Annotated in this window: 24 protein-coding genes; 14 read left to right on the top strand and 10 right to left on the bottom strand. The window is 69.8% G+C overall.

Annotated features, from left to right (window positions below; genetic code table 11):
- Window positions 1-51 precede the first annotated feature (51 nt).
- Window positions 52-279, top strand: coding sequence for a hypothetical protein (locus tag BLR02_RS18535; RefSeq protein WP_218127989.1), 228 nt, complete (start codon window positions 52-54; stop codon window positions 277-279).
- A 36-nt stretch (window positions 280-315) separates the two neighbouring features.
- Entirely contained in the window at window positions 316-762 is a 447-nt protein-coding gene (gene tsaA, locus BLR02_RS18530) for a tRNA (N6-threonylcarbamoyladenosine(37)-N6)-methyltransferase TrmO (RefSeq protein WP_176849666.1), read from the top strand.
- 4 nt (window positions 763-766) lie between these two features.
- On the opposite strand, the gene BLR02_RS18525 is transcribed toward tsaA, so the two are convergent.
- Complete coding sequence (locus BLR02_RS18525) at window positions 767-1,441, bottom strand: RraA family protein (protein ID WP_090566576.1); 675 nt, start codon at window positions 1,439-1,441, stop codon at window positions 767-769.
- A gap of 435 nt (window positions 1,442-1,876) precedes the next feature.
- Between BLR02_RS18525 and BLR02_RS18520 the strand changes: the two genes are divergently transcribed.
- Window positions 1,877-2,596: a response regulator transcription factor gene (locus tag BLR02_RS18520; protein WP_090566271.1), complete on the top strand. Its 720-nt coding sequence runs from the start codon at window positions 1,877-1,879 to the stop codon at window positions 2,594-2,596.
- 154 nt (window positions 2,597-2,750) lie between these two features.
- Window positions 2,751-3,650: a beta/alpha barrel domain-containing protein gene (locus BLR02_RS18515; protein ID WP_090664213.1), complete on the top strand. Its 900-nt coding sequence runs from the start codon at window positions 2,751-2,753 to the stop codon at window positions 3,648-3,650.
- Between the two features lie 30 nt (window positions 3,651-3,680).
- Here the strand turns inward: BLR02_RS18515 and BLR02_RS18510 are convergent, their stop codons facing one another.
- Window positions 3,681-5,306: a GMC family oxidoreductase gene (locus BLR02_RS18510; RefSeq protein ID WP_090664212.1), complete on the bottom strand. Its 1,626-nt coding sequence runs from the start codon at window positions 5,304-5,306 to the stop codon at window positions 3,681-3,683.
- 95 nt (window positions 5,307-5,401) lie between these two features.
- Between BLR02_RS18510 and BLR02_RS18505 the strand changes: the two genes are divergently transcribed.
- Window positions 5,402-6,814 carry an FAD-binding oxidoreductase gene (locus tag BLR02_RS18505; RefSeq protein WP_090664211.1) on the top strand — a complete coding sequence of 471 codons (1,413 nt, stop codon included), beginning with the start codon at window positions 5,402-5,404 and terminating at the stop codon, window positions 6,812-6,814.
- Here BLR02_RS18505 and BLR02_RS18500 read toward each other — a convergent pair.
- The 4 genes from BLR02_RS18500 to BLR02_RS18485 are packed head-to-tail and all read right to left on the bottom strand — an operon-like array spanning window position 6,811 to window position 12,081.
- Entirely contained in the window at window positions 6,811-8,202 is a 1,392-nt protein-coding gene (locus BLR02_RS18500; protein WP_090664210.1) for a dipeptidase, read from the bottom strand. The genes BLR02_RS18505 and BLR02_RS18500 overlap by 4 nt on opposite strands.
- Window positions 8,199-10,217, bottom strand: coding sequence for a dipeptide ABC transporter ATP-binding protein (locus tag BLR02_RS30510; RefSeq protein ID WP_090664209.1), 2,019 nt, complete (start codon window positions 10,215-10,217; stop codon window positions 8,199-8,201). The genes BLR02_RS18500 and BLR02_RS30510 overlap by 4 nt, the downstream gene beginning before the upstream one ends.
- Complete coding sequence (locus BLR02_RS18490) at window positions 10,214-11,074, bottom strand: ABC transporter permease (RefSeq protein WP_090566290.1); 861 nt, start codon at window positions 11,072-11,074, stop codon at window positions 10,214-10,216. Before BLR02_RS18490 ends, BLR02_RS30510 begins: the two co-directional genes overlap by 4 nt.
- Complete coding sequence (locus tag BLR02_RS18485) at window positions 11,071-12,081, bottom strand: ABC transporter permease (protein ID WP_090664208.1); 1,011 nt, start codon at window positions 12,079-12,081, stop codon at window positions 11,071-11,073. Before BLR02_RS18485 ends, BLR02_RS18490 begins: the two co-directional genes overlap by 4 nt.
- 62 nt (window positions 12,082-12,143) lie before the next feature.
- On the opposite strand from BLR02_RS18485, the gene BLR02_RS18480 reads away from it, so the two are divergent.
- Window positions 12,144-13,139, top strand: a complete 996-nt coding sequence (locus tag BLR02_RS18480) for an NAD(P)-dependent oxidoreductase (protein WP_090664207.1) — start codon at window positions 12,144-12,146, stop codon at window positions 13,137-13,139.
- On the opposite strand, the gene BLR02_RS18475 is transcribed toward BLR02_RS18480, so the two are convergent.
- Both BLR02_RS18475 and BLR02_RS18470 read right to left on the bottom strand, forming a co-directional pair.
- Window positions 13,140-14,426 carry an LLM class flavin-dependent oxidoreductase gene (locus tag BLR02_RS18475; RefSeq protein WP_090566300.1) on the bottom strand — a complete coding sequence of 429 codons (1,287 nt, stop codon included), beginning with the start codon at window positions 14,424-14,426 and terminating at the stop codon, window positions 13,140-13,142.
- A gap of 16 nt (window positions 14,427-14,442) precedes the next feature.
- The gene (locus tag BLR02_RS18470; RefSeq protein WP_176849665.1) at window positions 14,443-16,065 is read right to left on the bottom strand and encodes an ABC transporter substrate-binding protein; all 1,623 of its coding nucleotides are present in this window, start codon (window positions 16,063-16,065) and stop codon (window positions 14,443-14,445) included.
- Window positions 16,066-16,150: 85 nt separating this feature from the next.
- Here BLR02_RS18470 and BLR02_RS18465 point away from each other — a divergent pair, with 85 nt between their 5' ends.
- Both BLR02_RS18465 and BLR02_RS18460 read left to right on the top strand, forming a co-directional pair.
- Window positions 16,151-17,179, top strand: coding sequence for a Gfo/Idh/MocA family protein (locus BLR02_RS18465; RefSeq protein ID WP_090664205.1), 1,029 nt, complete (start codon window positions 16,151-16,153; stop codon window positions 17,177-17,179).
- A 131-nt stretch (window positions 17,180-17,310) separates the two neighbouring features.
- On the top strand, window positions 17,311-18,747 hold the full coding sequence (locus tag BLR02_RS18460) for an NAD-dependent succinate-semialdehyde dehydrogenase (RefSeq protein WP_090664204.1): 1,437 nt from the start codon (window positions 17,311-17,313) through the stop codon (window positions 18,745-18,747).
- A 3-nt stretch (window positions 18,748-18,750) separates the two neighbouring features.
- On the opposite strand, the gene BLR02_RS18455 is transcribed toward BLR02_RS18460, so the two are convergent.
- Window positions 18,751-19,497, bottom strand: a complete 747-nt coding sequence (locus BLR02_RS18455) for a molybdate ABC transporter substrate-binding protein (RefSeq protein WP_176849664.1) — start codon at window positions 19,495-19,497, stop codon at window positions 18,751-18,753.
- A gap of 93 nt (window positions 19,498-19,590) precedes the next feature.
- Here BLR02_RS18455 and BLR02_RS18450 point away from each other — a divergent pair, with 93 nt between their 5' ends.
- From BLR02_RS18450 to hydA, 3 genes are all read left to right on the top strand, one after another.
- Window positions 19,591-20,214: a histidine phosphatase family protein gene (locus BLR02_RS18450; protein WP_176849663.1), complete on the top strand. Its 624-nt coding sequence runs from the start codon at window positions 19,591-19,593 to the stop codon at window positions 20,212-20,214.
- 50 nt (window positions 20,215-20,264) lie between these two features.
- Complete coding sequence (locus BLR02_RS18445; protein ID WP_090566313.1) at window positions 20,265-21,488, top strand: MFS transporter; 1,224 nt, start codon at window positions 20,265-20,267, stop codon at window positions 21,486-21,488.
- 99 nt (window positions 21,489-21,587) lie between these two features.
- Window positions 21,588-23,066: a dihydropyrimidinase gene (hydA, locus tag BLR02_RS18440; RefSeq protein WP_090664202.1), complete on the top strand. Its 1,479-nt coding sequence runs from the start codon at window positions 21,588-21,590 to the stop codon at window positions 23,064-23,066.
- 2 nt (window positions 23,067-23,068) lie between these two features.
- On the opposite strand, the gene BLR02_RS18435 is transcribed toward hydA, so the two are convergent.
- Window positions 23,069-23,740 carry a DNA-3-methyladenine glycosylase family protein gene (locus tag BLR02_RS18435; RefSeq protein ID WP_090664201.1) on the bottom strand — a complete coding sequence of 224 codons (672 nt, stop codon included), beginning with the start codon at window positions 23,738-23,740 and terminating at the stop codon, window positions 23,069-23,071.
- A 199-nt stretch (window positions 23,741-23,939) separates the two neighbouring features.
- On the opposite strand from BLR02_RS18435, the gene BLR02_RS18430 reads away from it, so the two are divergent.
- The 3 genes from BLR02_RS18430 to BLR02_RS18420 all read left to right on the top strand — a co-directional run bounded on the left by BLR02_RS18430 (window position 23,940) and on the right by BLR02_RS18420 (window position 26,590).
- A complete protein-coding gene (locus BLR02_RS18430; RefSeq protein ID WP_090566322.1) occupies window positions 23,940-24,659 on the top strand; it encodes a response regulator in 720 nt (239 codons plus the stop codon).
- A complete protein-coding gene (locus BLR02_RS18425; protein WP_245704846.1) occupies window positions 24,656-26,002 on the top strand; it encodes an ATP-binding protein in 1,347 nt (448 codons plus the stop codon). Before BLR02_RS18430 ends, BLR02_RS18425 begins: the two co-directional genes overlap by 4 nt.
- Window positions 26,003-26,158: 156 nt before the next feature.
- Entirely contained in the window at window positions 26,159-26,590 is a 432-nt protein-coding gene (locus BLR02_RS18420) for a helix-turn-helix domain-containing protein (RefSeq protein WP_090664243.1), read from the top strand.
- Window positions 26,591-26,593 lie beyond the last annotated feature (3 nt).

Here is a 26,593-nt window from a genome sequence, read left to right as displayed (position 1 = left end):
GCCCGTCCGGCAAGCGGATGAACCGGACAAGTCGGGCGGCGTTGGCTGGCCATGCGATGCTGGATGATCCTCTGCCTGCCTCTGCTCGCCGCCGCCTGTGCGCCATCCGCCGAGCGCAGGCCCGGCACCATGCCGATGCGCAGCGAATCGCCGGCCCCCAACACCGGCTTGATGCGGCCGGAGGCCGGCATCGACCCAGGCATCCGCGCGCCGCTGCCCAATCGCAGCCCAACCACCACGCCGGTCATTCCGCCCAACCCGGGCATCCAGGCACGCTGACTGGCTTGGCGGCGCGGCACCGCCTATGCTGTCCCGGTGCGCGGCTTCACCCTGACCCCGATCGGCCATCTGGAGACACCCTGGCCCAGGCCGGAGGAGTGCCCCCGCAATGGGCGCCAGCCGGACCCCCGCCCGCTCTGCCGCGCCGTCATTGGTGAGGCCTGGCGTGATGGTCTCGACCAGCTCGAGAGCTTCTCGCACCTGATCCTGCTGTACTGGATGCATCTCGGCGGCGATGCGCCGCTGACCATCCTGCCGCGTTTCGCCGCGGGTCCGCGTGGCGTATTCGCCACCCGCTCGCCGGTGCGGCCCAACCCCATCGCCCTGTCCGTCGTGCGCTTCGAGGGCTTTGCCGAGCCGGGCGTGCTGCTGGTCCGCAACCTCGACTGCGCCAGCGGCACCCCCTTGCTCGACATCAAGCCCTACCTGCCGACCGTGGATGCCGAGCCGGGGGCGAGCATGGGTTGGCTCGCCCCGCGGTAGCCCCTCAGGCCCCGCCGCAGCCCTTGGCCTTGAGCGAGGCGACGACCCAGTCCCGCTCCCAGACACCGCCATCGATGTCCTGCTGCGCCTTCGCCTCCTTGGCCTGATGGCCCTCGGCGGCGGCGATGGCCTCGGCGGCGTCGGCTGCCGGCAGCACGACGACGCCATCCTCATCCGCCATGATGAGGTCGCCTGGCATCACCACCTGCCCGCCGCAGGATACCGGATAGCCGATCTCACCCGGCCCGTCCTTGTAGGGGCCGGAGGGCGTGATGCCGCAGGCCCAAATGCCGATCGGCAACTGCCGGAGTTGTGCCGCGTCGCGTACCGCGCCGTCCACGATCACCGCGGCGATGCCGCGCCGGGCGGCCCAGCCCATCATCAACTCGCCGGTGATGGCGATGGCGAGGTCGCCACCGGCATCGACGACGATGACATCGCCCGGCGCCGCCATATCGATGGCCCGGTGCAGCATCAGGTTGTCGCCGGAGCGGGCGCGCACGGTGAAGGCCGGGCCCGCCACTGCCCGCGTGCCACCGAAGGCGCGGAAGCCGCCCCGCATGGTCTGCATGCGGCTGACCACATCGCCGATATTCGCTGCCGGGACGGCCGCGGCACGTGCGCAGAGCGCAGGATCGACGCGGCTGGTCACGGGTTGGATGCGAAAGCCGAGAGTCATGATGGTTTCCCCCTCCAAGTCGGTCGCCTGCATCATGCCTGGCCGCGCCTGGCTGTCGAGGCGCCTGGCTCAACGCGCCGCAGGCTTGCTCAAATTCCCGTGTCGCCGGTGGGTGCCTGCATCCATCGCGTGTGACGCTCGTATCGCCAACGTGGCGCAATCGAATGGATCCGACTCCGAGCCGGTGACGGCCTGCCTGTGGCGTTACAGTGCAACGGATGGCCCGGAATGGGCGGCGAAACAACGATTTGGTGAACAGCCTAAATGTCATATCGACAACATCTCATTCCTTAACGGTATCGTGTCCGAGCCGAGGTGCGATGACCCATTGTGCATTTGCGCAGAGGAAGTATTTGATCCAATAGGTTGAGAGAAACTAATAGACCTTAGAACGAACAAGTTCCTGCTGCCGACTTCCCCAGACCGGAGGCCCTGATGACGACGCCGCGCCCGATCCTGATCGTTGAGGATGATCCTGCCCTCCGCGCAACCCTGGCCGAGCAGCTTGCGCTGGGCGGCGATTTCACCGCGGACGAGGCGGAGAGCGCGGGTGAAGCGGAAGCCAAGCTCGCCAATGCCAATGCGCGCTACGACGCGATCCTGCTCGATATCGGCCTGCCCGATGCCGATGGCCGTGACTTCTGCGCCAAGCTGCGGCGCGATGGCCGCCGCATGCCGGTGATCATGCTGACTGGCGCCGATGGCGAACAGGATGTGGTGCGTGGCCTCGACTCCGGTGCCAACGACTATATCGCCAAGCCCTTCCGCCTGCCTGAGCTGCTGGCCCGCGTCCGGGCCCAGCTGCGCATCTTCGACAACTCGGAAGATGCCGTCTTCTCCATCGGGCCATACATGTTCCGCCCGAGCGTCCGCATGCTCCACGAGCCGGCACGTGGCCGGAAGATCCGGCTGACCGACAAGGAATGCGCGATCCTGAAATTCCTCTATCGCGCCGGTGGCAAGCCGGTGCTGCGGCAGGTGCTGCTGAACGAGGTCTGGGGCTACAACAGCGCCGTCACGACGCATACGCTTGAGACGCATGTCTATCGTCTGCGCCAGAAGATCGAGCCCGATCCGTCCCAGGCGCGGCTGCTACTGACCGAGGCTGGAGGCTACAAGCTGGCGCCTGCGGCGCTCGACACGGGCCACGCCTGACCAGCAAACCCTGATCGCTGACGCGAGCCGTCCGTCCCCCTGGGGCGGGCGGCTTTTGCGTCGCTGCGCCGCAGCATCTTTCGCCATCTTGCCAGCACGCAACCGCCGCCGCAGTCTCTCGATAGATGGCTGATGCCAGCGAGGAATCCGTCCGATGAGCGACCTTCCCAGCGACGCCGAGTTGGAGGAAATCACCGGCTCCGCCGCGCCTGCCCAAGCCGAGGTCGCGTTGGGCGAATGTCTGTTGAGCGAGGCGCTCCTGGCCGAGGCTCCGGTCCCTGCCGAGGCGAAACTCGCCCTGATCAAGGCGATCGCCGGTGCGGGCTTCCGCCGTATCGGCATCACCAACCTGCTCGACCCGGAGCGGCATGCGCAATTCGCCGATGCCGAGGTGGTGTTGCGGGGCGCTACGCGCCGTCCCGGCCTGATCCTGCAGGCGCAATGCCCGGACCTGCTGGCGGTGCGTCGCGCGCTCGTGGCGCAGGATGGTGGCTGGGGCCCCGATGAGGTCGTGTTTTCCATCACCGCCACCGAGGCTGATGAAAGCTGGTCGCATCTGACGGAGATGGTGGCGCTGGCACGGGGCCAGTTCACCCTTTGCGGTATCGTCGGAGCAGCGTTCGACGAGGTGACGGAGCCGGCCACCGTGTTGGCGGCAGCTGAGCGCCTCGCGGAACTGGGTATCACCCGCATTGCCATCGCCGATGGCAGCGGCGTCGCCACGCCGCCGCGGGTGCGGGACCTGATCGGCTGGCTGCATGGCGGCCTGCCCACCGCCAGCTTCGCCGCTCGATTCGCCGACCGGCGCGGGACCGCTATCGCCAACACGCTCGCGGCGATCGAGGCCGGGCTGACGCAGGCCGATACGGCGCTTGGCGGCGCCGGGGGGTTCTGCGCCACCGAGGATCTGGCTGCCGCGCTCGAGGCCATGGGGCTCGGCACCGGGCTCGATCCCGCAGCGCTGCGCCGCGCCGGGCGCGCGGCCGAGCAGGCGCTCGGCCGGTCCCTTCATAGCCGCGTGCTGCGACTCGATGAGGCCGCTAGTCCGGCCTGATGCCGCCGCGCCTCTGCCCAGCCGCGGCGGTCAGGCAGCCAATCTGACCCGCGCCGCGGCCTTGACCATGTCGGCGCATTTTTCGCCGATCATGATGGCGGGGGCATTGGTATTGCCCGAGACGACCGTCGGCATGATCGAGGCATCAGCGACGCGCAGCCCTTCGATCCCACGCACCCGGAGCTCCGGATCGACCACGCTCGCCGGATCGCCGCCCATGCGGCATGTGCCGCTCGGGTGGTAGATCGTGTTGCCGGTCTGGCGGACGAAGGCGAGGATCTCCTCGTCGCTCGCGGCCGCGGCGCCGGGCACGATCTCCTCCTCGACCCACTGACCGAGCGCCCGGGTCTGCGCCAGGCGCCGGCCGAGCTTGATGCCCTCGATCATGCAGCGCCGGTCGGTCTCGGTGGAGGGGTAGTTGGCCTGGATCCGTGCCTTGGCCGCCGGGTCGGGGCTCGCCAGGGTGATCGTTCCCCGGCTCTCGGGCCGCAGCTGGCAGGCGCTGATGGTCATGCCGGGGAAGGGATGCAGCTCCGTCATCGTCTTCGAGGTGCTGAAGGGCAGGAAATGGTACTGCACGTCGGGCGTCGCGCTGCCGGGCAGGACGCGGGCGAAGAGCCCGGCCGTGCCGGCGCTGACCGTCAGCGGCCCGGTGCGGCGCAGCGCGAATTCGGCGCCCATCAGGAACTGGCCCCAGAGGCTTTGCGTCCGCGTGTTCATGCTGACCGGCTTGTTGACGCGATAGGCCAGTCTCGCCTGGAAATGGTCCTGCAGGTTGGTCCCGACCGATGGCAGGTCGTGCACCACCGGCAGGCCCATCTCCTGCAGGTGCTCCGCCGGCCCGATGCCCGAGAGGAGCAGCAGATGCGGCGATGCGATGGCGCCGCCGCAGAGGATCACCTCCTGCGACGCACGGATGGTGAGGTCGGTGCCATGGCGGCGGAACCGCACGCCCACGGCCCGCCGGCCCTCCATCAGCAGTCCGGTGCTATGGGCATCGGCGACCACGGTGAGGTTCTGCCGGTTGCGGGCGGGCTTGAGATAGGCTGTCGCCGCGCTCACCCGCCAGCCTTTGCGCGAGGTGGTCTGGTAGAGGCCGGCGCCTTCCTGCGTCTCGCCGTTGAAATCGTCGTTGCGGGGGAAGCCAAGCTCCGCCGCCGCCTCGATGAAGGACATGGCCAGTGGGTTGCGGTCGCGGATGTCGCTGACGGCGAGCGGCCCGCCGACGCCATGCAGGGCGCTCGGCCCACGCTCCTGGTCCTCGGCGCGGCGGAAATAGGGCAGCACGTCCTCGAAGGACCAGCCGGTGCAGCCGAGCTGGCGCCAGTGGTCGTAATCCTCGTGCTGGCCGCGAACATAGAGCAGGCCGTTGATGGCGGAGGAGCCGCCCAGGACCCGCCCGCGCGGCCAGGGCACCTGGCGGCCTCCCAGCTCCGGCTCCGGCTCGGTCATCAGGTTCCAGGAGAGGGTCGGGTGGTACATGGTCTTGGCATAGCCGATCGGCACATGCAGCCAGGGGTTCCGGTCGCGCGACCCGGCCTCCAGCAGCACCACCCGCACCGACGGGTCCTCCGACAGCCGCGCCGCCACGGCGCAGCCCGCCGAACCGGCCCCCACCACGACGTAGTCCGCGTTCACCGGCACGCCTTCGCTCATCGACTTTCCTCCCGCGTCGCCCACTATCAAGCCCGTGTTGCAGCTGCGCGCCAAGGGGCTTGCCGGGGCGAAACCGCAGCGGGAGACTGTCCGGCATGCCTATGCTCGATGCCCTGGCCGAAGCGATCGGCCCAAGAAACTGCCTGACCGACGAAGGGGACATGGCGCCCTATGCCGTGGATTGGCGAGGCACCTCCCGCGCCATGCCGCTGGCGGTGCTGAAGCCGGGGCGGGTGGAGGAAGTCTCCGCCGCCATGCGCATCGCCAGCGAGGCCGGAATCCCCGTGGTGCCAGCCGGTGGGCGCACGGGCCTCGCCGGCGCCGCGGTGGCGCGGCCGGGCGCTCCTCCCTCGCTGGTGCTCAGCCTCGAGCGGCTGAACCGTATCCGTGACGTCGATGCGCGGGATTTTTCGGTGGTCGCCGAGGCCGGCTGCGTGGTGCAGCAGGTGCAGCAGGCGGCGGCGGCGGTCGACCGGTTCTTCCCCATCGCCTGGGGCGCCCAGGGCACGGCGCAGATCGGCGGAATGCTTGGCACGAATGCGGGGGGCATACGCACCATCCGATGGGGCAATGCGCGGGAGCTGGTGCTGGGCCTCGAGGTGGTGCTGGCCGACGGGCGGGTGCTGAACGACCTGCGGCGGGTGCGGAAGGACAATAGCGGCTACGCGCTGCGGCACCTCTTCATCGGCGCCGAGGGTACGCTTGGCGTCATCACCGCCGCTGCGCTGCGGCTGGTGCCGCCGATGCGGGCGGTCGAGACCGCCTTCCTCGCCGTGCCCTCGCCGGAGGCTGCGCTCTCGCTGCTCGGGCGCATGCAGGGGGCAGGGGCGGAGCTGATCGCCTTCGAGCTGATGAACCGGCTCTGCCTCGAGATGGTGGCGCGGCACGGCCCGCATCTCCGCCTGCCGCTGCCGCTGGAGAGCCCGTGGTTCGTCATGGTGGAAATGGCCGCGCCGCACCCGGCCGTGCCCGTCCGCGCCATGCTGGAGACGGCGCTGGAGGGGGCGCTCGAGGCCGGCGAATGCACCGACGCGGTGCCGGCCGAGAGCGAGGCACAGCGCCTGGCCTTCTGGCGCATCCGCGAGGACTTCCCGGAATTCTCCCGCATGGATGGCCCGGCCATCGCCACCGACACGGCGGTGCCCGTCTCCGCCGTGCCGGAATTCCTCGGCCGCATCGAGGCAGCGCTGGCGGCGCGCTGGCCGGAGGGGCGGATGTACGCCATCGGCCATGCCGGGGACGGCAACATCCATGTCAGCCTGAAGGCGCCGCCGGGTATCGCGCAGAAGGACTGGGCGGCCATCGCCGGCGGTGCCGATATGGTGGTGAACGAGATCGCCGTCGCGCTTGGCGGTAGCTTCAGCGCCGAGCACGGCATCGGCACGAGCAAGCTGCATGTCATGCAGGCGCTGAAGGACCCGCTGGCGCTGGAACTGATGCGGCGGATCAAGGCGACGCTCGATCCGCAGGGCCTCATGAATCCAGGAAAGGTGATTCCTTCGAATTAGCGCGCGGCGAAGGCCGCCAGCATCCGCGCATGGCTGCGGGCACCCTGGTGCAGGCAGCGCAGCTCGAATTTCTCGTTCGGGCTGTGCACCTGGTCGTCGTTCAGCCCGAAGCCGACCAGCAGGCTGTCGAGGCCGAGCAGGCGCCGCATGCTCTCCACCACGGGGATGGAACCGCCGCTGCCGATCAGCACGGCCGGGCGGCCGTATTCCTCCGCCAGCGCGCCCCGGGCCGCGGCCACCCAGCGGCTGTCGGCCGGCACCTCGATCCCTGGCGTCGTGGTGAAGATCGTCACCTCCGCCTTGGCATCGTGTGGCAGCCGCTCGGCGACGAAGCGGCGGATGCCCTCCGCCACCTTCGCCGGGTCCTGGCCGGGCACCAGGCGGCAGGAGAGCTTGGCATGGGCCTCCGAGGCGATGACGGTCTTGCTGCCATCGCCCGTATAGCCGCCCCAGATGCCGTTGAGATCGGCCGTCGGCCGCGCCCAGAGCCGCTCCAGCCCGCTCCGCCCCCGTTCGCCCGCCGGCGTGGCGAGGCCGATATCGCCGAGGAAAGCCCCCTCGTCGAAACCGAGGCTGTCCCACTCCACCCGCTGCGCGTTGGTGATCTCGGCGATGCCGTCATAGAAGCCCGGGATCTGGACGCGCCCGTTCTCGTCATGCAGCCCGCCCATGACCCGCGACAGCGCATTGATCGGGTTCAGCGCCGCACCGCCATAGATGCCGGAATGCAGGTCGCGCGAGGCCGCCTTCAGGTCGATCTGCGCATAGACCATGCCACGCAGCCGCGTGGTGATGGCGGGCGTGTCGATATCCCACATGCCGGTATCGCTGATGACGGCAACATCGGCCGCCAGCTCCGCCTTGTTGGCGGCCAGGAAGGCATCGAGGCTCGGCGAGCCGACCTCCTCCTCGCCCTCGATCAAGACGGAGACGCGGCAGGGCGGCCCGCCGGCGACCTCGTGCCAGGCGCGCAGGGCCTCAAGCCACATCGCCGTCTGCCCCTTGTCGTCGACCGCGCCGCGCGCGACCACGCGGCGGCCATGCGGTCCCTCGACCACCACCGGATCGAAGGGCGGCGAGGTCCAGAGCGCCAGCGGGTCCGGCGGCTGCACGTCGTAATGCCCGTAGAACAGCAGATGCGGCGCATCCGGCCCGGGCCCGGGGTGATGCGCGACGACAACGGGATGGCCGGCGGTCGGGCGGATGCCGGCATCGAAGCCCATGCCGGCGAGCTGGTCGCGCACCCATTCGGCGGCGCGCAGGCAATCGCCCGCATGCGCCGGCTGGGCGCTGATGCTCGGGATGCGGAGCCAGTCGATCAGCCTTGCCTCCGCGGCGGGGGCATCGGCATCGAGGCGGGCGAGGATATCGGGAAGGGGAGAATTCATGCGCCTAATCCAGCATGGGCGAACTCGCCGGGGAAGTGGCACGCCGCCCAGCGGCCGGGAGCGTGCTCGGCCAGCGGTGGCGGTGTTTCGCAGAGGGGGCGTGCAATGGGGCACCGCCCCCGGAACGGGCAGCCGGTGGGCCGGATGAGGGTGCTCGGTGGCTCCCCCTCCAGCACCACGCGGGCACGGCCGGGCACCGGGACCGCGGAGATCAGCACGCCGGTGTAAGGGTGCAGCGGGCGGGCGAACAGCGCCTCCGCCGGCGCGCTCTCCATGACCTGCCCGAGATAGAGCACGGCCACCCGGTCGCAGAGATGCCGCACCACGGCCAGGTCATGCGCGATAAACAGGTAGGTCAGACCCAGCCGCTGCTGCAGGTCGAGCATCAGGTTCAGGATCTGGGCCTGGATGTTCACATCGAGCGCGCTGATCGGCTCATCCGCCACGACCAGTTCCGGCTCCAGAGCCAGCGCGCGGGCGATGGAGATGCGCTGCCGCTGCCCGCCGCTGAACTCATGCGGGAAGCGCGAGACCCAGGCAGGGTTCAGCCCGACCGTCGCCAGCAGCCCGCTCACCCGGTCCCGCACCTCCGCCCCGCGCTGCGCCAGGCCGTGCGCTACCAAGGGCTCCGCCAGCGTCTCCCCGATCGTCATGCGCGGGTTGAGCGAGGCATAGGGATCCTGGAAGACCATCTGCATCCGCCGCCGCAACGGGCGGATGGCGGCGGCGCTGGCCGTTGCGATCTCCTGCCCGTCGAAGACGATGCTGCCTGCGGTCGGCGCATGGATGCGCGTGACGAGGCGCGCCAGGGTGGACTTGCCGCAGCCGCTCTCGCCGACGATGCCGAGCGTCTCGCCCCGAGCCAGGTCGAGATCGATGCCGTTTACCGCATGCACCACCCGGCGGGGCGCGAAGAGACTCTCACGCGGCAGCGGGAAATGCTTCACCAGCCCCCGCACTGTGAGCAGTGGCGCGCCAGCGGAGGGGACGGCACGGGCGCCGCCCAGGCCGGCGCCGCCCGTCCTGGGCAGTAGCTGCCCCGCCTGCGTCACCCAGCAGCGCGCCAGGCGGCCCGGCGCCACCTCGGCCAGCGGCGGATGCTCCCGTTCGCAACGCTCCACCTTGAAGGGGCAGCGCGGCGCGAAGCGGCAGCCGGGCGGCAGAGCCAGGGCATCCGGCGGCGCACCCTCGATGCTGACGAGGCGGCGATCCTCGCCGAGCGGTTGGTCGATCCGCGGTACCGCATTCACCAGCGCCCAGGCATAGGGGTGGCGCGGGTCCTCCAGCACCGCGGCGGTCGGCGCCTCCTCCACCACTTCGCCCGCATACATCACCGCGACCCGACGGCAGACGCTGCCGATGACGCCGAGGTCATGGCTGATGAGCAGGATCGCCGTGCCGAATTCGGCATTGAGCTGGCGCAGCAGATCCAGGATCTGGGCCTGGATCGTCACGTCCAGCGCGGTGGTCGGCTCGTCGGCGATCAGCAGTGCCGGGTCGTTGGCGAAGCCCATCGCCAGCATCACCCGCTGGCGCATGCCGCCGGAAAACTCATGCGGAAAGCGGGAGACGTTCCGCTCCGGCGACGCGATCCCCATGCGGCCGAGCAGCCCTATGGCCCGCCGCCGCGCCTCCGACGGGGCGAAGCGACCGTGCCCCACCATCGGCTCGGTCAGCTGGCGCAGGATGCGGATGACGGGGTTGAGCCCGGTCATCGGGTCCTGGAAGACCATCGCCATGCGGTCACCGCGCAGGGCGCGCAGCTCGTCGGGCCGCATCGCCAGCAGGTCGCGTCCCTGGAAGCGCATGCTGCCGCCGACGATCCGCGCAGGCTCCTCCAGCAGCCGCATCAGGGACAGCGCCGTGACGCTCTTGCCGCTGCCGCTCTCGCCGACGATGCCCAGCGTCTCGCCTGCATCGACGGTGAAGGAGACGCCATCGACGGCACGCACCGGCCCGGCATCCGTCAGGAAGACGGTGCGCAGGCCTTCCACCTCCAAGGTCGGCGGTTTCATCGGCTGCGCGCCTTCGGATCGAGCCAATCGCGCACTCCATCGCCGAGGAAGTTGAAGCCGAGAACGATGGTCAGGATGGCGAGGCCCGGGAAGGTGGCGACCCACCACTGCTCCACCAGTTCACGGCCCTCGGCGACCATCGCGCCCCATTCCGCCGTGGGCGGCACCACGCCGAGGCCGAGGAAGGAGAGGCCAGCGAAGGTGATGATGGCATTGCCGAGGTCGAGCGTGACCAGCACCACCAACGGTCCGACGGCATTGGGCAGGATATGCCTGCCGAGGATGCGTGCCGGCTTCAGCCCCAGAACCACGGCGGCTTCGACATATTCCTGGCTGCGCTGCACCAGGGCGAGGGCCCGGGCCAGCCGGGCGAATTTCGGCCACCACACCACCAACATGGCGATGATGGTATTGGTGGTGCCGATGCCGAGGGCCGCGGCGATCGCCAGCGCCAGGATGATTGGCGGGAAGCAGAGCACCAGGTCGGTCAGCCGCATCAGCGCCGCATCCGCGAGGCCGCGCGCATAGGCGGCGACCATCCCCACCAGCGTGCCGAAGGCGGCACCGAGAGCGACGACGGAGATCCCCGCCAGCAGCGAGATCCGCGCGCCGAACAGCAGGCGCGAGAAGCAGTCCCGCCCCAGCGCATCGGTCCCGAGCCAATGCAGGGCCGATGGTGGCCGCAGCCGGTTCGTCACATCGACGAAATCGGGCGGGTAGGGGGCGAGCCAGGGCGCCAGGATCGCCACCAGCACCCAGGCCAGCACGATGGCTGCCCCGACTGCGGCCAGCCCGTAGCGCCGCCAGAGCCGCGCGCGGCGCGACGGCGGGGCGGGAAGGGCGAGGCTCGCGCTCATCGCCCTACCCGTGGATCGAGCATGGCATAGGAAAGGTCGACGAGAAGGTTGACCAGCAGGTAGGTGATCGAGACCACAAGCGTGATCCCCATGATGGCGGGGAAGTCGAGGGCAGCCGCGCTGCGGAATGTGTAGCGCCCGAGCCCTGGCCAGGAGAACACCGTCTCGGTCATGACCGCCCCGGCGAGGAGGTTGGCATAGGCCAGCCCTCCCAGCGTCACCACCGGGATCAGCGCATTGGGCAGGACGTGACGGAGGATGGTGTAGCTCTCGCGCATCCCCTTGGCGCGGGAGACGCGGACGTAATCCTGCCCCATCGCCTCCAGCATCGCTGCCCGCGTGGTGCGGGTGATGAGGCCGATGGTCGCCGCCGCCAGCACGATCGAGGGCAGCACGAGATGCGCCGCCGCATCGTGGAAGGCCTCCCGGTCGCCGGCGAGGAGGCTGTCGATGAGGAAGAGGCCGGTCACCTCATCCGGCGGGAAGGCGATCGGGTCGAGCCGTCCCGGGCCGGGTGCGATCTGCAGCCCGCCATAGAAGATCGCCAGCATGACGAAGGCGAGCCAGAATGTGGGCGAGGAGACGCCGATGAGGGAGATCACCCGCGCCGCCGCATCCACCCAGGAATCGTGCCATACCGCGGCGGCGATGCCGAGCGGGATGCCGGTGCCGAGGGCGAGGAGGAAGGCGATCGTCGCCAGTTCCACCGTGGCTGGCGCGTATTGCGCGATATCGTCCAGCACCGGCCGTTGCGACGCGATGGAGATGCCGAGATCGCCCTGCAGCAGGCCCCGCAGGAAGAGCAGGTAGCGTTCCCAGAGCGGCAGATCGAGTCCCCATTTCGCGCGCCATTCCGCGACCGTTGCCGGATTGCTGGCAGCGATGTCGCCCAGCTGCGCCAGCACGGGGTCGCCCGGCACGGTATTGGCGATGAGGAACACCACCAGGGTCGCCAGCACGGCCATGATGGCAGCGCCGGCCAGTCGCGTGACCACGGTCCGCAGCATCGACGCCGCTTCTCCCTGCCTTCGTTGCCTGTAGTCTAGCCGCGAAGAAGGTGGAGGGAAGCATGCTGGTCTATCTGACCCATACGGAGGAGGCACTGGCCAACTACTATGGCCCGCATGCGCTCGCCGCGCTGCGCAAGGTGGCCGATGTGCGCCTGAACGAAACCGGGCGCCACCTGGCGGGGCGGGAACTGGCGGAGGCGGCCGCCGGCTGCCAGGCCATCGTCAGCTACCGGCAGTCACCGGGGGAGGCGGCGACCTTCGCGCATGCCCCGGACCTCGTAGCGTTCCTCCGCTGTGCCGTCGACATCCGCAATGTCGATGTCGAGGCCGCCAGCGCCGCCGGCGTGCTCGTCACCCGCGCGACGCCCGGCTTCATCCCCTCGGTGGCGGAGCTCGTCCTGGGGCAGATGGTCGATCTTGCCCGGGGCGTCAGCGCCGCCGCCGCCGCCTACCACCAGGGGAGGGTTCCCGAGGCCCGCATGGGGGTGCAGCTCAGCGGCAGCACACTCGGGATCATCGGCTATGGCGCCATCGGCCACTATCTCGCACCGCTCGGCCTTGCCCTTGGCATGCATGTGCTGGTGGCCGACCCCTTCGTGCAGGTGGAGGATGCGCGCATCGGGCAGGTGCCGCGGGAGCGGCTGCTGGCCGAGAGCGACTTCGTCGTCTGCCTCGCCGTTGCCAATGAGCAGACCGAGAACCTTATGGATGCCGCCGCCTTCGACCGGATGAAGCGCGGTGCCTTCTTCCTGAACCCGTCGCGCGGCAATCTGGTCGACGAGGCGGCGCTGCAGGCCGCGCTCGACAGCGGCCACCTGGCTGGTTGCGCCCTCGATGTCGGCCGTGCGCCGGACCAGATGCCGATGCCCGCACTGGCCGCGCATCCGAGAGTCGTAGCAACGCCGCATATCGGCGGGCTGACGCCGGCCGCCATCGAGCATCAGGCCTTCGACACTGTTCGCCAGGTGGCGGCCCTGGCGGAGGGCCGCCTGCCGGACCATGCGGTGAATGCGGCGCAGGCGCACCGGCTGGCGCGCCTCGGCATCACGCCCTGATTATTCGGCCGCGAGGCGTGGGGTGAAGGCTGGCAGCTCGGCGGTCTCTTCCGCCGAGATCGGCTGCGGCCACCAGCGATCCTCCCAGTCGGAGAACAGGTCGCGCAGCTTCGGCATCACCTGCTCGGCGAAGAGCCTGGTGTTGTATTTGGTGAGCTGCTTCGACATGTTGCCGAATTGCAGCAGCAGCATCAGGTGGCCGACATTCAGCGTGGTCGCCACCTCGCGCAGCTGCTCCGCCACCTCGTCCGGGCTGCCGATGATGACATAGCCATTCTCGACGATGCCCTCCATCTCCTTGGCGGTGCCGGCGAAGCGTTCCTGGGTGCCCTTGCCGAGGGTGCTCTGGCTATTGCCGGCCGCCTTGGCCACTTGGCTCTGCAGGCCGGCCCGCTGCGTCGCCTCGGTCATGTAGCCCGGCGGCGTCGCCCAGCGGCCATCGACATGCAGGCAGCGGCCATAGAAATACTCGGCCGGCTCGCGGTAGAGCTCCATGGCCTGTTCGCGGCTCTCGGCGACACCGATGAATTGCAGGAAGCCGGCGCGATAGGGGTTACGGTCCTTGCCCAGCCGGTCCATCTCGGCCCAGAACCCGTCCATGATGGCGCGGCCGGCCTTGTAACCGTAATAGCTGAGATAGCAGTAGACGTAGTCCATCTCGGCGCACCACTGCCAGGTCTCGACCGAGCCGCCGCCCGGGACCCAGATCGGCGGGTGCGGCTGCTGGATCGGCCGCGGCCAGATGTTCACGTAGCGCTGCTGGTTGAAGCGGCCGTTGAAGGCGAAGGTATCCTTCTCGGTCCAGGCCTTCACCACGAGGTCATGCGCCTCGAGGTAGCGCGCCCGCAGCATCGACGGGTTCTGGCCATAGGCGTAGCAGGTGTCCATTGGCGTGCCGACCGGAAAGCCGGCGATGAGCCGGCCGCCGCTGATCACGTCGATCATGGCGAATTCCTCCGCCACGCGTGTCGGCGGATTGTAGAGCGCCAGCGAATTGCCCATGACGCAGATCGGGGTGTTCTGCGTGCGTCGTGCCAGTGCCGAGGCGATGAGGTTCGGGCTCGGCATCAGCCCGTAGCCGTTCGAGTGGTGCTCGTTCACGCAGACCGCATCGAAGCCGCATTCGGCGGCGTATTCGAGCTCGTCCATGAAGTCGTTATACATGAGATGGGCGCGCTTGGGGTCGAAGAGCGTGCTGTGCACGTCCACCCAGACGGAAGGATGCCGCTCCCGGAAATCATCCGGCAGTTCCGTATAGGGCATCAGGTGGAACCACATCATCTTCATCGCCGGGTCTCCTCCGTCATGCCGGCATGGTCGAGCCGATCTCCAGCTGCCAACCCGCCGCCGTCAGCGGGAATTGCTTCACCGTGTTGCGCACCGCGATCTGATAGACCGGCTGGAAGAGGATGACGTGGTTCGCCTGGTCCACCATCGCCCGCTGCCATTCCACCCAGAGCGCGGCGGCCTTCGCCTTGTCCGTCTCCTCCGCCGCGCGCTTCACCAGCGCCGTCATCTCGGGTGGCACGGGCCAGTGCACCCGCTTCGCCACCCGCTCTACCACTGCTGCGGCCCAGAGCTCATTCTCGACGGCCGGCGGGTTCCAGAAGGTCAGCACCCCGCCCTGCGAGCGCCCGGTGGTGTAGCTGGTGCGGAGATTGACCTGATCCATCGGCGCCAGCTTGGCCCGGATGCCGACGCGGCCGAGATCGGCCTGGATCTTCTGCGCCAGCAATTGGTAGGAGACGCCAGCAACCGCGGCATTGCCATAGGCGATCTCGAACTCGAAACCCTCGGGGAAGCCGCCCTCCTGCAGCAGCCGCTTCGCCTTCTCGAGGTCCTGGCGGAAGCCGACCTCCTGCGCCACCGCTTCGGTGCTGCCATTCACCCCGATCGGCAGGAAATGCGCCGGTCGCTGTGCCGCCCCGCCGAGCATGCTGCCGAGGATGCCGTCATAGTCGATGGCATGGCCGATTGCCTGGCGGCAGGCCTTCTGCCCGAGCGCCCGGTTGAACTCGGCGTTCTGCGTCAGCGCCATATAGACGAAGTCGAGGCTCGGCAGGCGCTCCGTACGCAGCTGGGCCTCGTCGCGCAGAGTGGCGATCTGCTCGGGGATCAGGTTGAAGGCGGCCTGGATGTCGCCGCGCCGGATCGCCAGCAGCTGCGCCGCGCTATCGCTGAAATGCCGGATCACGACCCGCTCATAGGCCGCCATCCCGCGCCAGTGATGCGGGTTGCGGACGAGCTGGATCTGCTGGTTCCGCTCCCATCGCACCAGCCGATAGGCACCCGTGCCGGCGCTGTTCTGGTTCAGCCAATCGGTTGCCTTGTCGGTCTCCTTGGCATCCGCCGCCATGGTCCCGCCATGTTGCATCACCAGCTTCTTCTCGGTGATGCCGAAGGTCGGCGCGCAAAGGATATTCAGCAGAGGCGCAGCCGGCTCGTTCATGACGAGGTCGATCGTCCTGGCGTCGACGACCTCGCACCGGTCGATCGCCTTGACGTATTGCTGGGTCTGTTCCTTCATCGCCAGCAGGCGCTGGAAGGTGAACTGCACGTCCTCCGCCGTCATCACCGCGCCGGAGGCGAATTTCACCCCGTCCCGCAGGGTGAAGCGCCAGCCCTTGCCATCCGGCGTGCGCGCCCAGGCGGTGGCAAGCGAGGGCTTCGGTTCCACATAGTCGCCCGGGGCGAGGGTCAGCAGCGCATCATAGGTCGCCGCGAGCGTCATCGGCGGCGTGTATTGCGCCTGCTTCACCGGATCGAGGGTGATGGTGTCGCTGATATCGATGCCGATCACCAGCGTGGCGCCCCGCGCCTGGGCATAGGCTTGGCCGGCAGGCAGCAGGGCCGATCCGGCCCCCAGCCCGAGGAGACGCATCACATCCCGGCGCGCGATCGGCCGCGCGGTCCCGTCCAGCCTCATCGGACCCTCCCCAGGGCAGGCCGCGCGGTTTGCCCGCGCTGGCCAATGCGGCACGATAGAAGCCGAAGCGGGGAAAAGGGAAGTCATGGCGAGGGTGCTCGGCGTTGGAATGGTCGGCCTCGGCATGGCGGTGGCGCCCCATGCCCTGGCCTTGCGGGACCTCGAGGGCGCCGGTCGCGCCCGGTTCATCGGCGGCTTCAGCCCTTCGGCAGAACGGCGCACGGCTTTCGCCGCCCGCTGGCAGGCTCCGGTTTTCGACAGGCTCGAAGCGCTGCTCGCCGCGCCCGGCCTCGACCTCGTGCTGGTCCTGACGCCGCCGGCCGCGCATCTCCCCGTCGCCGAGGCCGCGGCTGCGGCCGGCAAGCACCTGCTGGTGGAGAAGCCGCTGGAATTCGACCTGGCCCGGGCGGAGGCGCTGGTCACCATGGCGGAGCGGGCCGGCGTCACCCTCGGCGTTGTCTTCCAGCATCGCTTCCGCCCGGCCGCGCTACGCCTGAAGGCGGCGCTGGAGGCCGGGTTGCTGGGCGACCCGCTCTCGGCATCGGCCACCATCCGCTGGTGGCGGGACGCGAATTATTTCGCCCAGCCAGGCCGGGGGATGAAGGCGCGCGACGGCGGCGGCGTGCTGTTGACGCAGGCGATCCACACTATCGATCTGCTGCTCCACTTGATGGGACCGGTCGCGGAAGTGGCCGCCTTCGCCCGCACCAGCCCGCTCCGGGCGATCGATACCGAGGACATCGTCGCCGCCGCCCTGCGCTTCGCCGGCGGTGCGATCGGCACGCTGAACGCCACGACCGTGGCGCGCCCCGGCTTCCCGGAACGCATCGACATCGCCGGCACGCGCGGCAGCGCGATGCTGGTGGCGGAACGGCTCGAATTGCACCCGGAGGGTGGTTCGCCCGAGATCATCGACCACGGCAACGCCGGAGGCGGTGGCGCCGACCCCATGGCCTTCGACCACGGCCCCCACCGCGCGCTGCTTGCCGAGATGCTGGACGCCATCGTCGAGGATCGGGCGCCGAGGAATTCGGGTGCCAGCGCGCTCGGCGTGCAGCGGCTGATCGAGGCGCTGCTGCGTGCGGCTGGGGAAGGGCGCTTCGTCACGCTATAACCGCCGGCTTATAACGTACCGGGTTGCCCCGCTCCGGCAGCGGGGCCACATTGCCGTGGAGCCCGGCGGGACCGGCCCGCCCAAACAGCCTCGGCGGGCACAGGGCCCGCCCAAATAGCCAGGAGACACCCATGGCCTATCCGACCGTCCAGCTGCATATCAACGGGGAGTGGCGGAACAGCCGTTCCGGCAAGATGCTGCAGGTGATCAACCCGGCCACCGAGGAGGTGATCGGCGAGGTCGCCCATGCCGGCAAGGACGACCTCGACGAGGCGTTGGAGGCGGCCGAGCGTGGCTTCGCCACATGGAAGAAGGTTTCCGCCTTCGAGCGCGCCAAGCTGATGCGCAAGGCGGCCGACATCCTCCGCTCCCGCGCCGACGAGATCGCCGCGCTGATGACCGCCGAGCAGGGCAAGCCGCTGCCCGAGGCGAAGATGGAGACGCTGGCCGGCGCCGACATCATCGACTGGTTCGCCGAGGAGGCCCGCCGCGCCTATGGCCGCGTCATCCCGGCCCGCGCCGAGGGCGTCTACCAGCTGGTGGTGAAGGAGCCGATCGGCCCCGTCGCCGCCTTCACGCCGTGGAACTTCCCGATCAACCAGGTCGTCCGCAAGCTCTCCGCCGCGGTGGCCACCGGCTGCTCGATCATCGTCAAGGCACCGGAAGAGACCCCGGCCTCCCCGGCCGCGCTGATCCGCTGCTTCGTCGATGCCGGCCTGCCCGCGGGCGTCGTCGGCCTCGTCTATGGCATCCCGGCCGAGATCAGCGAGTACCTGATCCCGCACCCGACCATCAAGAAGGTGACCTTCACCGGCTCCACCCCGGTCGGCAAGCAGCTCGCCGCCCTCGCCGGCCAGCATATGAAGCGCGTCACCATGGAATTGGGCGGTCATGCCCCGGCCATTGTCTTCGACGACGCCGATCTCGACCTCGCGGTGAAGACCCTGGCGGGCGCCAAATTCCGCAATGCCGGCCAGGTCTGCGTCAGCCCGACGCGCTTCCTGGTGCAGGAGAAGCACTACGAGCCTTTCGTCGAGAAATTCGTCGCGGCGGCCAAGGCCGTGAAGGTCGGCAACGGCATGGAGCAGGGCGTCCAGATGGGCCCGCTGGTCCATGACCGCCGCATCCCCTGGATGGAGGGCCTGATCGCCGATGCCCGCCAGCGCGGCGCCGAGGTGCATACCGGTGGCGAGCGCATCGGCAACAAGGGCTATTTCTTCCAGCCGACCGTGCTGACCGGCGTCACCAAGGATGCCCGGATGATGAACGAGGAGCCTTTCGGGCCGCTCGCCATGATCGCGCCCTTCCGGGAGTTCGATGAGGTGGTGGAGGAGGCCAACCGGCTGCCCTATGGCCTTGCCTCCTACGCCTTCACCCGCTCGGCCAAGACGGCGAATGCGATCGCCGCCAAGGTCGAGAGCGGGATGATGACGATCAACCATCTCGGCCTCGCCCTGCCGGAAGTGCCCTTCGGCGGCATCAAGGACAGCGGCTACGGCTCGGAAGGCGGGTCGGAGGCGATCGAGGCCTATCTGAACATCAAATTCGTCAGCCAGGCTGGTCTCTGACCCTCACTGTACCGACTCGATCCCCGTGGCGTCGAAGGCGCTGCGGGCCTCGGGCCCGGTGAGCCACCGTAGCAGCGCCTCGGCGGTGACCGGCGCATCCGGCGTCAGGGCGCCGCTATAGGTGGTGTAGGATTGCAGCTCGGGCGGCAACGGCCCGAGATAGCGGAGTTCACGGACCATCCGGATCTCGGTGATGGCGCCGAAGCCGATCTCCTGCCCAGTGCCTTGCAGCAGATGCGCCATCACCTCCGCCCCCGTGGCGTATCGCCGCGCCTTGGGCGCCACCACCATGCTCAGCCCGAGGCGACTGAACAGCCGGTCGACATAAAGTCCTGTGGAGGCCCGGTTGTAGACCAGCGACTGCGCCTGGGTGACGAGGGCGCGTAGCCCCTCGGCATCCAGCACCGGCTGGATGGACAGACCGGGACGGACGGCGATGCCGACGCCGACCCGGCCGAGCGGTGTTGGCCTGCCTGTCACGCGCCCCGCCTGGGCCAAGGCCTCCATGAGCGAATGCGGCCCGATCAGGAGATGCGGCGGCTCGCCCTCCGCAAGCGCCCGCTGCAGGCCCGGTGCGGTCGCGTAACGCAGCACCACCGCCTGGCCCGAGGCGCGACGGAAGGCCTGCGCGGCTACTTCGAGGCCGGGCTCCATCGCGCCGGCGCTGAGGACCTGCAATTCGGCGGAATTGGCCGGGACCGCCGCCACGAGCCAGCAGATACCGATGATGGCGGCCAGGATTCGCTGCATCCGGTTGCTCCGCATGGCGCCATGCGACAGGTTCTTCCGCAGGCTTTCGCGCGACCTACAGTACTTTACGCCATGATGCATCGACGCGCTCTGTTGCTCCTGCTCCCGCATGGCCTGGCCGGCGCCGCATCTGCGGCCTTGCCGGCGGAGGCACCCGAGGCGGGGCCGCTGCTGGCCCGGTTGCGTGCTGGCGGTCTCGTGCTCTTCCTGCGTCATGCCGATACGCGGGGCGAGAATTGCGACCGCAGCTTCCGCATCGGCGACCGCGCCGGCCAGCGGAACCTGTCACCGGCAGGGCATGACCAGGCGCGGCGGCTCGGCGCGGCGCTGGTGGCCCATGGCATCCCGATTGCCTGGCCGGCGCTGGCCGGGCCGGTCTTCCGCGCGCGGGATACGGCGGAACTCGCCTTCGGTGCCGATCGGGTCACCGTCACCGATGGCCTCCTCGCCGACGACTATGCCGGCGACCGGCTGGCCTGGGTTCTTGCCGAGCATCGCCGGCTGCTCGGGGCGCCGGTGCCGGCTGGTGCCAATCGCCTTCTGGTCGGCCACCGAACGCCGGCAATCATGCTGTTCGGCCAAGCCGTGGCCGGCGATGCCTTCCCCGAGGGCGCGGCCCTCATCGTCGAGCCCAGGCGCGATGGCGCGGGTTTTGCGCTGCTTGGCATCGTGGCCCTGGCGCCGGTTCCCGGTGGCGGCTTCCATGGCTGCGGCTAGCCGGATGTCCGCCGATTGACCGCCTCGGCCATGGCCCGCAGCATGGCCATATGCCAGCATCTCCCGTCAGGCCCGCCGAGAAACCCTCCCGCCAGGCCTGGTTGATGCTGGCCGGTGCCTTTCTGGCCTTCACGGTCGGCGCCAGCCTCATGCATTCCTATACGGTCTTCCTTCTCGCCTTCGTCGCCGATTTCGGCTGGACGCGGGCGGAGAGTTCGCTCGCCTATTCGGTCGGACAGCTCGTCGGTGGTGCCAGCTCGCCGCTTATCGGCGGGCTGGTGGACCGGGTGGGCGTGCGGCGCTGCGTGCTGCTCGGGGGCTGCCTGCTGACCCTCGGCCTGCTCGGCAGTGCCTTCGCCGATTCGCTGTGGCAGGTGGTTTTCCTCTATGGCGTCGTGATGACTGTCGGCGCCAATTGCCTTGGCCTGCTGGTTTTCGTGCCGCTCGTCTCCCGCATCTTCGTCCGCCAGCGCGGCATGGCGGTCTCCGTGCTGCAATCGGCCAATGCCTTCGGCCGCGCGCTCTCGGCACCGGCGAGCCAGATGCTGATCACCGGCTTCGGCTGGCGCGCTGCCTATCTTACGGAGGCGGCGGCGATGGCCGTGCTGGTGCTGCCGCTGGCTGCGATCTTCCGCCGCAGCCCGGAGCCACCGGCCTCGGCCGGCGGCACGGCAGCGGCCGCCGCGCGCCAATGGACGCTCGCCGAGGCGATCCGCACCCGTGCCTTCTGGCTGCTTTTCCTCGTCTACATGTGCACCAGCATCGGCAGCTTCCTCGTCTCGCTGCACCAGATCGCCTTCGCCGTCGATATCGGCTTCGATCCGCTCTACGCCGCCGGCGTGCTCGGCATGGGCAGCTTCCTGGCCTTCCCCGGGGTGATCGCGACCGGGACCTTGTCCGATTACATCGGGCGGGAGGCCTCGGCCCTGCTGGCCTATGGCATCTCGATCCTCGGCGTGGTCTGCGCCTTGCTCATCACCTCGCCCGATCAGCACCTGCTCCTCTGGCTGCATGGCTGCGGCTTCGGCCTGACATGGGGCGCGCGCGGCCCGGCCATCACGGCGAAGACCGCCGATCTCTTCCCCGGGCCGCGGCTCGGCACAATCCTCGGCGTCATCACCATCGGCTCCGGCCTCGGTGCCGCCATCGGCTCCTGGGCGGCGGGCTTCATCTTCGATCTCACCAACAGCTACCGCATCGCCTTCCTGCTCTCGATCGTCGCCTATGTCGCCGGCTCGGTCGCCTTCTGGGCCCTGCGCCGCCCGATGCGCTGACGCGCCATCAGACGAGCCTGGGCGCTGCCCGGCGAGTGATGTCACCCGCGGGCCCATGCTCTAGACTGCCGGCCGACGGGATCCCGAAGGAGAGGGCGGATGGCAGACTACGATCTGGTGGTGCGCGGCGGCCTGGTCGCCAGCGGCGTTGGCACCATGCGCTGCGACATCGGCATCCGCGGCGGGCGGATCGTGGCGCTGGCCGAGAGCATCACCGACGGCGCCGCGACACTCGATGCCGGTGGTCTTCTGGTGCTGCCAGGCGGCGTCGACAGCCACTGCCATATCGAGGAGCCGGCCCGCGGCGGCTATGTCGGCACCGGTGGCGACCTCGCCGTGACGGTGAATGAGGAGAGCTTCCGCACCGCCAGCACCTCCGCTTTCGCCGGCGGCACCACCAGCGTCGTCTGCTTCGTCCCGCAATGGAAGGGCGAGGGCATCCTGCCGCGCCTCGCCGATTACGAGCAGCGCGCGGCGAAGGGGATGCTCGACTACAGCTTCCACCAGATCATCAGCGACCCGACCGACGAGGTGCTGGAGCGCGAGGTGCCGCAGATCGTCGCCCGCGGGATCCGCAGCCTCAAGGTCTTCCTCACCTACGAGCCGCTGCATCTCAGCGACGAGCAGTTCCTCAAGGTGCTGGCGACGGCCCGGCGGCATGGCTGCCTCGTCACCGTGCATTGCGAGAACTATGCCGCCATCAAGTGGCGGACCGAGATGCTCATCAAGGCCGGGATGACCGCGCCGAAATACCATGCCTGGTCGCGCCCCGTCGTCGTCGAGCGCGAGGCGACGCATCGCGCCATCGCATTAGCAGAGTTGGTCGATCAACCGATCCAGGTTTTCCATGTGAGCTGCGCCGAGGCGGCGGAGGAGATCGCCCGTGCCCAGCATCGCGGCCTCAAGGTCTGGGGCGAGACCTGCCCGCAATACCTGACCCTCACCGCCGCCGACATGGACCGCCCCGGCTTCGAGGGCGCCGCCTATATGTGCTCACCCAGCCCGCGCACCGAGGCGGAACAGGGCAGGGTCTGGGAGATGATCCGGCGCGGCACCCTCGATGTCGTCTCCTCCGACCATTGCGGCTTCTCGATGGCCGGTGAGGCAGGCAAGGCGGCGAATGGCCGCGACGCGCCCTTCCGCGACATCCCGAACGGCATCCCGGGCCTCGCCGCGCGCCTGCCCATCCTGTTCAGCGAGGGTGTCTCCAAGGGCCGCATCAGCCTCGAGCACTTCGTCCGGCTGACCGCGACCAACCCGGCGCGGCTGATGGGCCTCGCACCGCGCAAGGGCGCGATCGCCATCGGCGCGGATGCCGACCTTGCCCTGTGGGACCCGAAGAAGCGCGTCACCATTGCCAACCCGCTGATGCAGCACGCCATCGACTACACCCCTTATGAGGGGCTGGAGGTCACCGGCTGGCCGGTGGCGACGGTGCGGCGCGGCGAGGTGGTGATGCGCGACGGCGTGGTGCAGGGCGAGCCCGGCACCGGCCAATTCCTGCCGCGCGGGCCCTACGACTTCATCGCCCCGCGCGGCGTGCTGGCGGATGGGTTCGACGCGGCACCGCGGGGCTGAGCTCAGCCATCCTCCACCGCAGGCCGGCCGGTGACGAAGCGCCAGTGATGCCAGAGCAGGCGGGCGGCGAGCGAGCGCCAGGGCGCCCAGCCCTCCGCCAGCACCGCCAGCGCCTTCGGCCCCGGCCGTGCCGGCAGGCCCAGCAGATGCGCCGCGCTGGCCGCCAGCGCCAGGTCGCCCGAGGGGAAGACATCCGGCCGCTGCTCGGCAAAGAGGAGATGGATCTCGGCCGTCCAGGGACCGAGCCCCTTCACGGCGGCGATATGCGCCACCGCTTCCGGTGTCGTCATGGCCGGCAGCGCGGCGAAGTCGAGCCGGCCGTCGAGGCAGGCTGTCGCCAGCGAGCGGGCATGCGCCGCCTTCGGCCGTGAGAGGCCGGCGATGCCGCACAGCGTCGCGTCATCCATCGCCAGCAGCCCGGACGGCTCCAGCGCATGGGGCAGGGCGGCGAGGCGGCGCCAGATGGCGGCCGCAGCCTGGTTGCTGATCTGCTGGCCGCAGATGGCCCGCAGCAGGCCGGGGAAGCCGGGCTGGCGGGTGCGCCAGGGCAGCGGGCCGGCCGCTGCCTCGATGCCTCCGAGCCGCGGGTCGGCCTCGATCAGGGCCCGCAGCCCGTCGAGCGCCCATGCCGGCGGTGTGGGAAAGGGGGGCGGCGGGGTGGAGGGGGGGGCCATCCCCGCCGCCTATAGCCCATCGGCAGCCCGGATGGGGAAGGGGCCGTCGATGAGTGACGGGAAGCTGCACCCCGGATGTTGCTGCCGGAAGGCCCCGGCCGTGCCGAATTGAAACGGCCTGCAACGGCGGCGGCCCCCGCAACCTGCCGCAACAACTTTCGGCGCGACGCGTCGCCGGGCGCGCTATGTTACAAAGACCATGGAAGCCCAGCCCCATATCCTCGTCGTCGATGACGACCGTGAGATCCGCGACCTCCTCTCGAAATTCCTTGAACGCCAGGGGATGCGCGTCGCCGCCGCCCGGGATGCGAAGGAGGCGCGGCGGCTCTGGCCCCTTGGCCGGTACCACCTCGTGGTGCTCGACCTGATGCTGCCCGGCGAGAGCGGGCTCGACTTCGCCAAATGGCTTCGCAGCCAGGGCGATGTGCCGATCGTCATGCTGACCGCCATGGCCGACGAGACCGACCGCATCGTCGGCCTCGAGCTCGGAGCCGACGACTATCTCAGCAAGCCCTTCAACCCGCGGGAGCTGCTGGCCCGTGTCCGGGCCGTGCTGCGACGTGCCTCGGGCGAGGGCGGCAGCGCGAAGGAGCCACCGGCCAAGGCGGTGCGCTTCGGCGGCTGGACGCTGGAGCCAGCGCGGCGCCGCCTGCTCAACCCCGATGGTGCCGAGGTTCCGCTCACGGGCGGCGAGTATGAGCTGCTGCAGGTGCTGGTGGAGCGGCCGAACCGGGTGCTGACCCGCGACATGCTGATGGACCTGCTGCGTGGCCGCCAGGCCGGGCCTTTCGACCGGGCGATCGACGTCGCCGTCTCCCGCCTTCGCCGCAAACTGGAGGATGACGGGCGCAACCCGAGCCTCATCAAGACCGTGCGCGGCGGCGGCTATGTGCTGGCGGCGACGGTAGAGCGCAGTTGAGCCGTTGGCGCTTCTGGCCGCGGAGCCTTGCCGGCCGCACCGCCCTGGTGCTGCTGCTGGCGCTGACCGCCGTCCAGGCGGCGGGGCTGACCATCCATGCGCTCGACCGCGTGGACCTGCAGCGCTTCGCCCAGGCGCGCGAAATCTCGGCCCGGGCGATCAGCGCCTGGCGCACCGTCATCCTGGCGCCGGCCGACCGGCGGGCACAGATGCTGGCCGAGCTCGAACTGCCCCAGGGCCTGTCGGCGACCCTCGATGACGAACCCGTGGCGCGGCTCGACCAGCCGCCCATTCCGCCGCCCATCGCGCGGATGCTGCGGCTCGACCTCCTGGGAGGCGGGCCGCCGCGCTTCCGGCCGCGCGAGATCCTGACCGGCTGGGGCGACCGGGCACCGACCTTCCTGGTCAGCCTGCGGCTGCCGAGCGGTGAATGGCTCAACCTCCGCATCAGCCTGCCGCCGCCACGGCCCTGGCATTCGGAGACCTTCCTGATCGCCTTCTTTGCCATGACCCTGGCGGCGGGGCTGCTGATCAACTGGGCGGTGCGGCGGCTGACACGGCCGGTGCGGGCGCTAGCCGAGGCGGCGGAGCGGCTGGGGCGGGACGTCAACGCCCCCCGCATGCCGGAGCAGGGCCCGACCGAGGTGGCCAAGGCGGCCCATGCCTTCAACACCATGGCCGAGCGCATCCGCCGCTTCGTCGGCGACCGGACCCAGATGCTGGCCGCCATCGGCCATGACCTTCGCACGCCGATCACCCGGCTGCGGCTGCGTGCCGAGTTCATGGACGACGACGAGCAGCGGCGGAAGATGCTGGCCGATCTCGACGAGATGGAGGCGATGGTCACGGCGACCCTCGCCTTCGCCCGCGACGATTCGGCCGGCGAGCCGACGGTCGCGCTCGACCTCGCCGCGCTGTGCCGCACGGTGCTGGACGAGGCGGCGGATGCGCGGCCCGACTTGGCGGAGCGCATCGGCTACCGGGGACCGGAGCGGCTGGTGGTCCAGGCAAGGCCCGTGGCGCTGAAGCGGGCGCTTGCCAACCTTGTCGGCAATGCTCTGGCCTATGGCAGCGCGGCGCAGTTGGTGCTGACGGGCGCCGAGGGGCCGGGCCGCGCGGTGCGCCTGGCCGTCGAGGATGAGGGGCCGGGCATCCCGCCTGATCAGCTCGAGGCAGTGTTCCAGCCTTTCCGGCGCCTGGAGGCGAGCCGCAACCGGGAGACCGGCGGCACAGGGCTCGGCCTGCCGATCGCGCGCAACATCTTCCGCGCGCATGGCGGCGATGTGGTGCTGGAGAACCGACCCGGGGGCGGGCTCTCGGCAGTGGCCACGCTGCCGGGATGAAGGACGCGCTGTTTTCGGACAAAATCGGTGCCCGGGCCCTGGCTGGATGCAAAATAGATCAAGTTATCAAATATTAAGGAGAAAAATCCTATAACGGCCGGTGCGGAAAAGCAAGGAGGCGGTGCAACCGCGGCCTCGCCGATGCGTCCCTGCGGCATGGAGGATGATGCCGCGCCGCCGATGGTCGAGCTGATCGAGGGCAGGCTCGAACGCCTCGGCCTGACGCCGGAGGAGGCCAGCCGCGCTGCCGGGCTCGCCCCCGATTTTCTCGACCGGCTGCGCGAAGGGCGGGTGCCGGTGCCGCGGGGCGACCGGCTGCGGCGGCTCGCCGAGGCGCTCTCCACCTCCGTCTCCTACCTCGTCGGGCTTGATCCGGATGTGCCGCCGCCCGCCGAATGGCTGGAGGAGGAGCAGGGCTCGCTCGGCCTGCTCGCGGGCGATGAGGAGGGGCTGCTGCGCGCCTATCGCCGGCTGGAGTTCAGCGCCAAGGCGGCGGTGCTGCTGGTGGTGCGGAAGATGGCCGGGCCGGAGGAGGCGCCGGATGCGGTGCCGGCCAAGCAGCTGAAGCCGGGCCGGCGGACATCCTGACCT

This window comes from Belnapia rosea (assembly GCF_900101615.1).
GTDB classification, from domain to species: Bacteria; Pseudomonadota; Alphaproteobacteria; order Acetobacterales; family Acetobacteraceae; genus Belnapia; species Belnapia rosea.
This window is presented reverse-complemented; position numbering and strand designations above follow the sequence as displayed.